Consider the following 12368-nt stretch of genomic DNA (forward strand, 5'->3'; position numbering starts at 1 on the left):
TCCACTTTCTCCCGCCCCGCCCTAGTTATCGCCGATCATATAAAAAAGATCGGGAGCGGAATATGGCGGGACGTCTGGACGGCAAGGTGGCGCTGATCACTGGCGGCGCATCGGGGATCGGGCTCGGCACGGTCGAGCTGTTCGTCGCCGAGGGCGCCCAGGTGGTGGCGGCCGACATCCAGGACGAAAAAGGCGCGATGCTGGAGAAGCGCTTCCCCGGCCAGGTCGTCTACGCCCACTGCGACGTCACCAGCGAAGCCGAGATCGAAGCCGCGCTGCAGAAGGCCAAGACCGAGTTCGGCGGCCTCGACATCCTGTTCAACAACGCCGGCATCTCCGACCGCATGACCTCGATCGGCGAGATCACCGCCGACGGCTGGAGCTGGATCTTCGACATCCTCGTGCGCGGCCCGGCTCTGGGCATGAAGCACGCCGTGCCGCTGATGCTGGAGCGCGGCGGCGGCTCGATCATCAACACCGCTTCGATCGCCGGGCTGCAGGCCGGCTTCGGCCCGATCGCCTATTCGACCGCCAAGGCCGGCGTCATCCACATGAGCCGCGTGGCGGCGGCCCAGCTGTCGCCGCAGAAGATCCGCGTCAACGCCATCTGCCCGGGCCTCATCGCCACCTCGATCTTCGGCGCCTCCTTCGGCCTGCCGCGCGAGGTCGCCGACCAGATGGCCGCCCGCGTCGCCGAGAACGCCGCCGCGGCTCAGCCGGTGCCGAAGGCGGGCCTGCCCGACGACATCGCCCAGGCGGCGCTCTACCTCGCCTCCGACGCCGCAGCGTTCGTCTCGGGCACGCACCTTGTGGTCGACGGCGGCATCACCGTCGGAGGGCGCCATTCCTGGGACCCGAACATGGTCTCGCCCTTCGCCACCATCCTGGGCGACCTGACGCCGCCGGCCCAGTCTTGAGCGAGAGCGCCGGCAAGCCGCGCCTGGACCACAACGTCGAGGGGGCCCTCTGGATGGTCGCCTCTGCGGTCGGGTTCACGGCCATGACCACCCTGATCAAGTATCTGGGCGACGACTATCCGGCCGCGCTGCAGACGTTCTATCGGCAGCTGGCCGGCTTCATCGTCCTGCTGCCGATCATCCTCAAGCGCCGCGGCGCGGCCTTCGCCACCACGCGGCCGGGCATCCTTATCTTCCGCTCCGCCGCCGGCACGCTGGGGATGATCCTGTCGTTCTACGCCTTCCAGAAGATGCCGCTGGCCGACGCCAACGCGCTGTCCTTCACCCGCACGCTCTGGCTGGTGCCGCTGGCGGCGCTGGTCGTCCGAGAAACGGTCGGACCTCTGCGCATCGGCGCGGCCGTGGTGGGCTTCATCGGCGTGCTGATCATGCTGCGACCCGGCTCAGGCGGCGAGTTCGCGATCGGCTGGCCCGCAGCGGCGATGCTGGCCTCGTCCTTCCTGTTCGCCCTGACCATCACCGGGATGAAGGTGATGACCCGCGACCACTCGCCGACCGTGCTGTTGGTCTGGTCCGCGACGCTCGGCCTCGTCATGGGCATTCCCGGGGCGATCTTCACATGGCGCTGGCCTGAGCCTGTGGACCTGGCGCTGCTGGCGGCGATGGGCGTGCTCGGGACCATCACCCAGGGCTGCTACATCAAGGGCATGGCCATCGGCGACGCCGCGGCCATGGCCCCGATCGACTACATCCGCCTGGTGTTCACGGTGCTCGTCGGGGTGACCCTGTTTCACGAAATCCCGACCATCTGGACCATCGCCGGCGCTGGGGTCGTGGTCGCCTCGACGCTGCTGATCACCTGGCGGGAGGCCGCGTTGAACCGGGCGGCCCGCAAGGTCAGCGCCGGAGAGGAGGCGGCCGGCTAGTCGTCCTCGCGCTTCATTCGCTCGAGGATTTCCATCGCCTCGGCCTTGTGCCTGGGCTTCAGGTGGCGGCCGACGACGGCCAGCAGGGCGGCGAACACCGCCGCGTCGTCGGTGAACCCCACCACCGCAAGTACATCTGGAATTGCGTCGGTCGGCAGCACGAAATAGGCGAGCCCCGCCATCATGACCGCCTTTGCGGTGGTCGGGGTGGTTGGATCCCGGGCGCAAAACCATACCGACAAGGCGTCGCCTGCGAACGGCACCTTGGCCGCGACGCGGCGGATCTTCGGCCAGAAGCCGCGGGCGACGCGGCGTTCGTTGACGCGCGCGACGGCGGGCGTCAGCGCCCGCGACGGGTCCAGGGCCTGCGTGGCGTCGAAAGCCTCGCCGTTGACGTGGGGTGACGCTTTTGAGTCCGCGCTCATCGGGCTAAAGCCTCGGATAATGAGATCCTATTAGACGTGAACGGGAGCCAAGCGTCCATGAAACTCGATTCCTCCATCGCTGCGGTCGTGACTGGCGGCGCGTCCGGCCTCGGCGAGGCTACCGTCCGCGCCCTGGCCGCGCAGGGCGTAAAGTGCGCCATCTTCGACATGAACGAGGCCAAGGGCGAGGCCGTCGCCAAGGAAGTGGGCGGCGTCTTCTGCAAGGTCAACGTGACCTCCGAGGAAGAAGTCGACGCCGCCTTCGCCAAGGCCCGCGCCGCCCACGGCCAGGAGCGCATCCTGGTCAACTGCGCCGGCACCGGAAACGCGATCAAGACCGCCAGCCGCGACAAGCAGACCGGCGAGACCAAGCACTTCCCGCTCGACGCCTTCAACCTGATCATCCAGATCAACCTCGTTGGCACCTTCCGCTGCATCGCCAAGTCGGCGAAGGGCATGCTGGATCTTGAGCCAATCGACGGCGAGCGCGGCGCCATCGTCAACACAGCTTCGGTCGCGGCCGAAGACGGCCAGATGGGCCAGGCGGCCTATTCGGCCTCGAAGGGCGGCGTCGTCGGCATGACCCTGCCGATCGCCCGCGACCTGTCGGGCGACGGCATCCGCGTGAACACCATCCTGCCGGGGATCTTCAACACCCCGCTGATGAACGCCGCCCCGCCGCAGGTGAAGGAAGCCCTGGCCCAGTCGGTGCCGTTCCCCAAGCGTCTGGGCAACGCCGAGGACTACGCGTCGCTGGCGCTGGAAATGATCACCAACGGCTATTTCAACGGCGAGGACGTCCGTCTCGACGGCGCCATCCGTATGGCGCCCCGCTAAGAGACCTGGCGAGGGCCGCCCGACCTGGCGGCCCTCGTGACTTTTCAGTGACGCTTTACCTCGCGGCCTTTTAGGCGTTCCGTATCGCCGGAACTTCGTCGGGGGCTTAGAAAGCGCCATGATGGGTCGATGGGCGCAGCGGTTCGCCACCGCGATGGAGCGCCCTGTCCTCGCCTATGCAGCGATGCTCGGCGCCGTCGTCGCCGCCACCCTGCTGCGCGCCGCCGTCGGCGCGGTGATGGCCGATCCACCCAACTACATGACCTTCTATCCGGCCGTGCTGTTCGCCACCCTTGTGGCCGGCGCCCGCGGCGGTCTGGCTGCGACCCTGGTGAGCGCCCTGATTGTCGCGGGTCTATGGCTCGACGCCCAAGAAGGCCTGTCCACCGCCATCTTTATCGCGACCGCCGCTGCGACGGTGCTGATCGGCCGGGCGATCCGCGCTGCGGTCCTCCGCGGCGTCGAGGCGGAGGAACGCTTCCGCATCTTTCAGGAGCAGGCGCGCGAGGGCTTCGTCATCCTCGAGGCCGTGCGTGAACAGGGGCAGGTCGTCGACTTCTACTGTTCCTACGCCAATCCGGCCGCGGAGAAGATGGCGCGCACCGGCGCCGGCGGCTTGAAGGGACGCCGCGTGACGGAGGTGCTGCCCGACGAAAACGGCCGGGTCATGTTCGAGCGACTGCGGGCTCTGTACCAGGCGGGCGGGTCGGACGACGTCGAGGTGCGGCGAGTGATCGACGGCAAACCGCTGTTCATCCGCTCCAGCGGCGTGCGGCTGCCGGATGGCCTGGCGGTTTCGTTCCGCGACGTCACGGCACAGCGCCAGTCGGAGCAGGCCCTGCGCACCGGGGAAGCGCGGGTCCGCGCCTTGCTCGACAGCCTGCCGCAGCTGATCTGGTCGACCCGGGGCGACGGCTATTGCGATTATCTCAGTCCGCAATGGATCGAGTTCACCGGCGTCCCGGCCGAAAGCCACTTCGGCGACGGCTGGCAGAACTCGATCCACCCCGAGGATCGCGACGCAGTCGCGCAGGCCTGGATCCAGGCCGTGGGCGGCGGGCTGCCCTACGACGTCGAATACCGCCTGCGGCGGCACGACGGGGTCTGGCGCTGGATGACGGCGCGGGCCTCGGCCGTCCGCGGCGAAGACGGACGCGTCACCCGCTGGTTCGGCACCAGCAGCGACATCACCGAGGTCGTTCAGGCGCGCACCGAGCTTGAAGAGCGGGTCGCAGTCCGTTCGCGCGAGCTGGAACGCAGCCTGGCCGAGCGGGCCGAAGCCGAGGCGGCCCTGGCCCAGGCCCAGCGGCTGGAAACCGTCGGAAGGCTGACCGGCGGCGTGGCGCACGACTTCAACAACCTGCTGACCGTTGTCATCGGCGGCCTCGACATGATCCTGCAGCACCCCGACGACCGCTCGCGGGTCGCAAGACTGGCGGAAGCGGCGCTGGCCGCGGGTCGCCGCGGCGAACAACTGGTGCGTCAGCTGATGGCCTTCTCGCGCCGCCAGGAGCTCAAGCTCGAGCTGGTCGACCTGACCGGCCTCATCGAGCAGATCGAGCCGCTGGTGCGCCGCGCGATCGGCGAGGACGTCAACCTGACCCTACGCCACGACGGCTCGGCTGGTTGGAGCCGGCTCGATCCGGCCCAGTTCGAGGCGGCGTTGCTCAACCTGGTGGTCAACGCCGCCGACGCAGCTCCGCCGAAGGGCGGCGACATCGAGATCGCCCTGCAACGCCGGCGGCTGGCCGACGGCGAGGTCGCCGGGGCGGCAGCGGGCGACTATGTGACCGTTTCGGTCTCGGACAACGGCGCGGGGATGGCGCCAGACATCCTGGCGCGCGCCTTCGAGCCGTTCTTCACGACCAAGGACGTCGGCAAGGGCACCGGGCTCGGCCTCGCCCAGGTTTATGGCTTCATCAAGCAGGTAGGCGGGGCGGCGGCGATCTCGTCCTCCATCGGCTTTGGGACCACCGTCACCCTCTACCTGCCCGCCGCGCCCGCCGAAGCGGTGGGCCCGACGGCGAACCCGGCCCCCAACGTGGGCGAGTGGGCCCGCGGAGCTCGGGTGCTGCTTGTCGAGGACGATGCTGCCGTGCGGGCGGTGACCGAGAGCCTGCTCGTTGACTTCGGCTGTCGGGTCGAGGGGGCGCCGGACGGGCCGACCGCCCTTAGCCGGCTGCAGTCGGGGGAGCGGTTCGACCTGCTGATTTCGGACATCGTCATGCCGGGCGGGATGAGCGGCGTCGAACTGGCGCGGGCCGCGCGCGCCCGCGACGCGCATTTGCCCATCGTGTTGACCAGCGGCTACGCCGGCGAACGGCTGGGCGAAGGCGCCGAAGCCCTCTCCTGGCCCCTGCTGCGCAAGCCCTTCCGCGCCGAGCAGCTGGGCACGGCGGTGCGAGAAGCGCTGGAACGCGGACCGGTCGACGCCTGAAGTATCAGACGGGCTGCTCGACGCCGTCCTTGCGCAGGGTGCGGACCTGAAGGGAGCCCGCCGGCGAAGGCCGCAGAATGGCCCGTTCAGGCTGCGAAAGATTGAGCCAGGCCATGCCCTCGGACGGGGCGAGGGTGACGATCTGGCGGTCGTGATAGGGCGCGACGTCAGGCCCCGGCGCGGTCGTCAGCAGACTGAAGCAACCGTCGCGGACAATCCCCGCGATCCAGAACCAGGGCTCGGCGGCCATGGTGAATAGGTGGCGATCCTTGAGCTTCACCGCTGCGGCCGGCGACGTGTGCTCGATGAAGCCGTCGGCCAGCACCAGCACCCGGTCGCTTCGCGAAAAGTCTCGGCCCTCGGAGCGAAAGTTGAACACCGGCGCGCCGCGCGGGCCGGGCCAGGCCCAGGTCATCATCGTCCCTTCCAGACCTTCACGGTCTCCACGCACGACGAAGGCGCTGTCGCGGATGCGGATCGCCGGCTGGGCGTCCAGCATGTTGGGGATCAGCCCGTCCTTCCACCTGAACAGCGGCAGGCCGCGCCGGTCGAATTCCTCGATCGCGTCCTTGAGCAGCTTATGGCGCTGGAACTCGTTGCACATGGCGCCAGCCTAGCGCGCTGACCGCAAACGAAAAGGGCGGCCGCGTCGCCGCGGCCGCCCTTGACGTTTTGTCCGACTGGAAGCCCTAGGCTTCTTCAGCGGCGGCCGGCTCGTCCTTCTTGGACAGGTCTTCGCCGGTTTCCTGATCGACGACCTTCATGGACAGGCGGGTCTTGCCGCGATCGTCGAAGCCCAGGAGCTTGACCTTCACGGCCTGGCCTTCCTGCAGCACGTCCGAGACCTTGGCGACGCGGTCGCTGGAGATCTGCGACACGTGCACCAGGCCGTCCTTGGCGCCGAAGAAGTTCACGAAGGCGCCGAAGTCGACGATCTTCACGACCTTGCCGGTGTAGATGGCGCCGATTTCCGGCTCCGAGGCGATCGACTTGATCCACTCGCGGGCTGCATCGATCTTGGACTGCTCGGCGGCCGCGATCTTGATCGTGCCGTCGTCGCCGATGTCGACCTTCGCGCCGGTCTTTTCGACGATCTCGCGGATGACCTTGCCGCCCGAACCGATGACTTCACGGATCTTGTCGACCGCGATCTTCATGGTTTCGATCTTCGGAGCGAACTCGCCCAGCTCGGCGCGCGGGGCTTCCATGGCCTTGGCCATTTCGTCGAGGATGTGCTTGCGGCCACCCTTCGCCTGCTCCAGCGCCTGCTTCATGATCGCTTCGGTGATGCCGGCGATCTTGATGTCCATCTGCAGCGAGGTGATGCCGTCCTCGGTGCCGGCGACCTTGAAGTCCATATCGCCCAGGTGATCTTCGTCACCCAGGATGTCCGACAGGACCGCGAAGCCGTCCGATTCCAGGATCAGGCCCATGGCGATGCCGGAAACCGGCTTCTTCAGCGGGACGCCAGCGTCCATCAGGGCCAGCGACGAACCGCAGACCGAGGCCATCGACGACGAACCGTTGGACTCGAGAATCTCGGAGACCAAGCGGATCGTGTAGGGGAAGTCCTCGTTCTTCGGCAGCATCGGGCGGATCGCCCGCCAAGCCAGCTTGCCATGGCCGACTTCACGACGGCCCGGAGCGCCCATGCGGCCCGTCTCCCCGACCGAGAACGGCGGGAAGTTATAGTGCAGCATGAACTTCTCGTAGTACTTGCCTTCCAGCGCGTCGATCAGCTGCTCGTCGTCGCCGGTGCCCAGCGTGGCGACCACCAGGGCCTGGGTTTCCCCGCGAGTGAACAGGGCAGAGCCGTGAGCGCGCGGCAGCACGCCGACTTCCGAGACGATCTGGCGGACCTTGTCGACGGTACGGCCGTCGATGCGGATGCCGGTGTCCAGGATGTTGCGGCGGACGACGTCGGCTTCCAGTTCCTTGAACACGCCGCCCAGCTTGGCGGGATCGACGCCGGCCGGATTCGTGTCCGACTTGCCGAAAGCTTCAACGGCCTTGGCCTTGGCGGCCGAGACCGCGTCGTGACGTTGGCCCTTGGCGACGATCTTGTAGGCCGCGGCCAGATCCTCGCCGATCAGCTTCTTCACTTCAGCCTTGATGGCGTCGGTGTCGTCGGGGGTGAACTCGAAGGGCTCCTTGGCCGAGTGTTCGGCCAGTTCGATGATCGCGTCGATCACCGGTTGGATGCCGTTGTGGGCGAACATGACGCCCTTCAGGACCTCGTCTTCGCTGAGCTCCTGGATCTCGGATTCCACCATCATGACCGCGTCGCTCGTCGAAGCGACGACTAGGTCCATGGCCGATTCCTTCATCTCGTCGAGCGTCGGGTTCAGGACGTACTCGCCGTTGATGTAGCCCACGCGCGCGGCGCCGATCGGGCCCATGAACGGGGCGCCGGAGATCACCAGAGCGGCCGAGGCGGCGACCATGGCGACGATGTCCGGATCGTTCTCGAGGTCATGCGCCAGCACGGTCGTCACGACCTGCACTTCGTTCTTGAAGCCCTTGGCGAACAGCGGGCGGATCGGACGGTCGATCAGACGCGAGGTGAGCGTTTCCTTCTGGCTCGGCGCGCCTTCTCGACGGGGGAAGGAGCCGGGGATCTTGCCCGCGGCGTAGAATTTTTCCTGGTAGTTGACGGTCAGGGGGAAGAAATCTTGACCCGGCTTGGCGCTCTTGGCGAAGACGGCGGTGGCCAGCACCATGGTCTCGCCGTAGGTGGCCAGCACCGCACCGTCGGCCTGACGGGCCATGCGGCCGGTTTCGAGGGTCAGCGTCTTGCCGCCCCACTCAATGGTCTTGCGCTTGATATCGAACATTTTGCTTCTTTCTCATCCCGCGGGCGTATTCCCAACGGGGGCGGACAGGGTCGGGGTTCCGAAATCCTCTCCAGACGATCAGGCGATGAGGATTGCTGTGGAACCCTCGGCGTGTAGCGGGCGCCCCTGACTTGGACCGCCCGGATCGCCGCTTTGTTCCCTTCGGCCTGTCGCGAAGGAAGCGGCGCAGTACATATGACCTGATACGCAAAGCCCCCGGTTTCCCGGGGGCCGACCTCTCGGTCCTTTAGCGGCGCAGGCCCAGCTTTTCGATCAGCGCCTGATAGCGGCCCTCGTCGGACTTCTTCAGGTGGTCGAGCAGCGAACGACGCGCGGAGACCAGCTTCAGCAGGCCGCGACGCGAGTGATTGTCTTTCTTGTGGGTCTTGAAGTGCTCGGTCAGGTTCGAAATCCGTTCCGAGAGAATGGCCACCTGGACCTCGGCGCTGCCGGTGTCGCCTTCGGTGCGGCCGTGGGTCTTGATGAGCTCAGCTTTACGCTCAATCGTGATCGACATCGGTTAGTCTCCGCTCTTTTCCAGATGAAAGACCCGCGAGGGCTCGAGCTTGCCCGCACGCATCTCGCAGAGCGCCACGATCGATCCACCCTCCATGGCTGAAACGGTTCGGGTCCCGGGGCTTAGCCGGGCCTTCAGCACTTCAACCTGTCGGGGAACGAGAACGATCGGCCGTCCCTGCTTGAGCTTGAATGCGTCTTCGGTGGTCACGGCCAGCTCCGGGATGTCGTCCAGGGCGGTCTCGACCGGAAGCAATGCCTCCAAGCAGCGGGCCTTATGGCCCAAATCTTCCAACAATTCCAGCGTTATCGCGGAGTCCTCGTCGAACGGGCCGACGCGGGTCCGGCGCAGGGCGCTGACGTGGGCGCAGGCGCCGAGCCGCTCGGCGATGTCACGAACGATCGCCCGGACATAGGTGCCCTTGCCGCACTCGACCGCGATCTCGATGTGGTCGGCGTCCGGGACGTCGATCACCCGGGCGTCGTAGATGGAAACCTTGCGCGCCTTGAGCTCGACGGCCTCGCCGGCGCGGGCCAGGTCGTAGGCGCGCTCGCCGTCGACCTTCACCGCCGAGAAGGCCGGCGGGACCTGCAGGATGTCACCAATGAATTCAGGCAGCACGGCGGCCACCTGCTCCGGCGTCGGACGCACGTCGGAGGTCGCGGTCGTCGCGCCCTCGCGGTCGAAGCTGGCGGTCGTACGGCCCCATTCAATGGTGAAACGGTAGGCCTTGTCGGCGTCCATCAGGAACGAGACAGTCTTCGTCGCCTCGCCCAGGGCGATCGGCAGGATGCCTGTGGCCAGCGGGTCCAGCGTGCCGGCGTGGCCGGCCTTTTGGGCGTTGAAGATCCGCCGAACCCGTCCGACCGCCTGGGTCGAGCCGAAGTCATACGGCTTGTCGAGATTGACCCAGCCGGAGATCGCGTCGCCCTTCTTGCGACGAGCCATCAGTCTTCGTCCTTCCAGGAGTCCGACGGCGGCTGGGGCGTCAGGTCCTGGGCGACGCGCGGATCGTCGAACAGTGCGCCGATGCGGGCGGCCTCGTCGAAGCTCTGGTCGTGAAGGAATTTCAGATCCGGCGTGAATTTCATGTCGATCAACCGACCCAGCCGGCCGCGCAGGAACTTGGCGTGACGGTTCAGCGCCTTGACCACGACGTCGGCGTTCTCGCCGCCGAGCGGCTCGACGAAGCAGACCGCATGTCGCAGATCGGGGCTCATCCGCACCTCGGTCACGGTCACCGACACCCCGGTGAGGGCCTCATCGTTGAAATCCTCCTCGCGAAGGATTTCGACCAGGGCGTGGCGCATCAGTTCGCCGGCGCGTAGCTGGCGCTGGGACGGACCCGCCGGGGCGGCGCGGCCCTTGGGGGAAGAGCGTTTCATGGGCTTGCCTCTAACGACCTGGCGCGCGGATCGGACGCGGCGTCTCAGGAGAAGGGCGCGCTTCTAGGCGCGCGAGCTCAAGAAGTCCAGGCCTTAGACCGCTCCGGTCCGCTCCCTGAAGAACGCAAGGACCCGGGTCTCGGCCTCCTTGGTGGGCCCCTCTTCGGCCAGATTGATGGTCAGCACCGAGTGCGGATGCTTCAGGCCGCCGGGCGCGGCGTGCCTGGGGTCGATCTCGATCGCCTCAAACTTGTCGCCGAATTCGCGCTTGTAGCGGTCGAACCGCGAGTCCGGCACGAACGGGTCGCCATGAAAGCGCAGTCCGATCATCGACAGCCCCTCCTCCTCGAACCGTTTGCGGGCGCAGCTAACCTCGGCCGGTGAAGCGCCGATCCCGGCGGCGCGCTTCGGGTTGCTGGCGCCCAACGGCAAAGAGGGCTGTGAGAGCACCGGGGCGACGACCGACGGTTCGGTCATCATCGCCAGGGCGAAGCCGCCGGTGAAGCACATGCCGACCGCCCCAACGCCGTTGCCCCCACACTCGGCGTGAGCTTTTCGCGACAAGGCTTTCAGCCACTCGACGATCGGGCTCGACTTGTCGGACGCCCAGACATTGAACTCGCGTCGGATGCAGATTCCGCCGAGCAGGGTGAGGGCGCTGAGCGGATGGTCGGCCGGCCGCCCCGGCTCGCCGAACAGGTGCGGGCAATAGACCGTCATGCCGGCCGCCGCGATGCGGTCTGCGAAACGCACGACCAGCGGATGCAGGCCGGGCATTTCGTGGATGACGATGACCGCCGGTCCAGAGCCTCGCTTGTAGACGCTGCGGGTCCAGCGCCCGTCGTTGAAGGCGAACTTCTCGTATTGAGCCAGTGCTGCCTCGTAGCCCACCTCAGCCTCCCCTAACGTCGTTCGGCGAGGTGAGCTTATCCCTACCGTGCCTTGGTACGCAGCATGGAAAGATCGCCCTCGAAGCCGGACAACCGCCAGACGCCCTGCTGTTCGGTGAAGGTCAGCAGACAGGGGCCGTCCTTCTTCCGCGGGACGCAGACCTGCCCGTCTCCGACCGTCTTGAGCTGACCGCCGATCACCATCGCGCCGGGCAGCGGCCTGGCGGCGTCATAGCCGTAGTAGGCGGCGACGGAGCGGAACACGTTCGGTTGGATTAGCGCCTCGCCGGCGAGGTCGGCCAGCGTCGGGGCGATCAGCGCGCCCAGGGCGGCGAGGCCGTCGTTGGCCCCTGACTTGCGCGTCTCGGCCATCATCCGGCTTTCGATCTGACGCTTGAGCGCCGGGCGGTCGACGTGGGCCTCGAAAGCCGCTTGGTCGTTGTCGCGGATTGAAACGAGCAGGGCGTGGACATCCGCCGCCGCGTCGTACCGCTGGGCGGTGGCGCAAGCAGACAGGATTAGCGTGGCCAACGCCAGGATCAGAACTCTCATCAGGGGGTCGCCATATGTTGGGTGTAGCGCAGCATGTCGGTGTCGTATCCCAGGGCCTTCACCTGCGCCAACAGCGCGTCGCGTTCGGCCTGCGACGGCCGGGGGTTGCGGGTCAGCAACCAGAGGAAACGGCCCGAGCCCTCACCGACGATCGCCCACTCATAATCGTCGCCGCGGTCGAGCACCCAGTAGTTGGTCAGCAGAGCGGGGCCAAAGAATGACACCTTGAACTTGGCCCCAAGGTCATCGCCCGCAGGCCGCGCCTTTCCCTCCGACACTTTGATCGGGCCCCGGACCGAGCCTTCACGACAGGTGTTCTTCACCGACAACCCGCCGCCAGGAAGGATCGCGTACTCTGCGGTCACCGCCTCGCACCCACGCTCGAACCGGTTCTCATAGCGGGCGAACTCGTACCAGAGGCCGAGGTAGCGGCTCAACTCGACCGGCTTGGCCGGCTCGGGAACCTCGCTGTTGCCGACCGGACCGCCCACGCAGGCGGCGATGACAAGCGCACCGAGGGCGACGGCGAGAAACGGACGCATTGCGGCTCCTGGGTTGTGTTCCTCTGTGGGAATGCCCCTCGCCGCGAATGGCTCCGAAACGCAAAAGGCCCCCGGTTTCCCGGGGGCCTGATGACTTGGATGCGGA

13 protein-coding genes are annotated in these 12368 nt (G+C 67.2%); 4 read left to right on the plus strand and 9 right to left on the minus strand.

Going from position 1 to position 12368, the window contains the following annotated elements; translation table 11 throughout:
* Positions 1–62 precede the first annotated feature (62 nt).
* A complete protein-coding gene (locus GGQ61_RS16685; RefSeq protein ID WP_183775298.1) occupies positions 63–917 on the plus strand; it encodes an SDR family NAD(P)-dependent oxidoreductase in 855 nt (284 codons plus the stop codon).
* Between the two features lie 53 nt (positions 918–970).
* Positions 971–1843 (plus strand): DMT family transporter, encoded by an 873-nt coding sequence (locus tag GGQ61_RS16690; RefSeq protein ID WP_183775660.1) that lies wholly within the window; start codon positions 971–973, stop codon positions 1841–1843.
* Here the strand turns inward: GGQ61_RS16690 and GGQ61_RS16695 are convergent.
* Complete coding sequence (locus GGQ61_RS16695; protein WP_183775300.1) at positions 1840–2268, minus strand: YkvA family protein; 429 nt, start codon at positions 2266–2268, stop codon at positions 1840–1842. The two genes, GGQ61_RS16690 and GGQ61_RS16695, sit on opposite strands and share 4 nt — an antisense overlap.
* Positions 2269–2325: 57 nt before the next feature.
* Here GGQ61_RS16695 and GGQ61_RS16700 point away from each other — a divergent pair, with 57 nt between their 5' ends.
* The gene (locus GGQ61_RS16700; RefSeq protein ID WP_183775302.1) at positions 2326–3105 is read left to right on the plus strand and encodes an SDR family NAD(P)-dependent oxidoreductase; all 780 of its coding nucleotides are present in this window, start codon (positions 2326–2328) and stop codon (positions 3103–3105) included.
* A gap of 118 nt (positions 3106–3223) precedes the next feature.
* Positions 3224–5542 (plus strand): PAS domain-containing protein, encoded by a 2319-nt coding sequence (locus tag GGQ61_RS16705; protein WP_183775304.1) that lies wholly within the window; start codon positions 3224–3226, stop codon positions 5540–5542.
* A 4-nt stretch (positions 5543–5546) separates the two neighbouring features.
* Here the strand turns inward: GGQ61_RS16705 and GGQ61_RS16710 are convergent, their stop codons facing one another.
* The 8 genes from GGQ61_RS16710 to GGQ61_RS16745 form a co-directional block, all read right to left on the minus strand.
* Complete coding sequence (locus tag GGQ61_RS16710; RefSeq protein ID WP_246370998.1) at positions 5547–6146, minus strand: SOS response-associated peptidase family protein; 600 nt, start codon at positions 6144–6146, stop codon at positions 5547–5549.
* Positions 6147–6231: 85 nt separating this feature from the next.
* The gene (gene pnp / locus GGQ61_RS16715; protein WP_183775306.1) at positions 6232–8376 is read right to left on the minus strand and encodes a polyribonucleotide nucleotidyltransferase; all 2145 of its coding nucleotides are present in this window, start codon (positions 8374–8376) and stop codon (positions 6232–6234) included.
* A 247-nt stretch (positions 8377–8623) separates the two neighbouring features.
* On the minus strand, positions 8624–8893 hold the full coding sequence (gene rpsO, locus GGQ61_RS16720) for a 30S ribosomal protein S15 (protein ID WP_183775314.1): 270 nt from the start codon (positions 8891–8893) through the stop codon (positions 8624–8626).
* Positions 8894–8896: 3 nt separating this feature from the next.
* Positions 8897–9841: a tRNA pseudouridine(55) synthase TruB gene (truB, locus tag GGQ61_RS16725; RefSeq protein WP_183775316.1), complete on the minus strand. Its 945-nt coding sequence runs from the start codon at positions 9839–9841 to the stop codon at positions 8897–8899.
* A complete protein-coding gene (gene rbfA, locus GGQ61_RS16730; protein ID WP_183775318.1) occupies positions 9841–10278 on the minus strand; it encodes a 30S ribosome-binding factor RbfA in 438 nt (145 codons plus the stop codon). Before rbfA ends, truB begins: the two co-directional genes overlap by 1 nt.
* A 93-nt stretch (positions 10279–10371) precedes the next feature.
* Entirely contained in the window at positions 10372–11169 is a 798-nt protein-coding gene (locus GGQ61_RS16735; RefSeq protein WP_183775320.1) for a dienelactone hydrolase family protein, read from the minus strand.
* A 41-nt stretch (positions 11170–11210) separates the two neighbouring features.
* Positions 11211–11720 carry a DUF2939 domain-containing protein gene (locus tag GGQ61_RS16740; protein ID WP_183775322.1) on the minus strand — a complete coding sequence of 170 codons (510 nt, stop codon included), beginning with the start codon at positions 11718–11720 and terminating at the stop codon, positions 11211–11213.
* Positions 11720–12262: a lipocalin family protein gene (locus GGQ61_RS16745; RefSeq protein ID WP_183775324.1), complete on the minus strand. Its 543-nt coding sequence runs from the start codon at positions 12260–12262 to the stop codon at positions 11720–11722. Before GGQ61_RS16745 ends, GGQ61_RS16740 begins: the two co-directional genes overlap by 1 nt.
* Positions 12263–12368: the final 106 nt, after the last annotated feature.

Source organism: Phenylobacterium haematophilum (assembly GCF_014196295.1).
GTDB lineage: Bacteria > Pseudomonadota > Alphaproteobacteria > Caulobacterales > Caulobacteraceae > Phenylobacterium > Phenylobacterium haematophilum.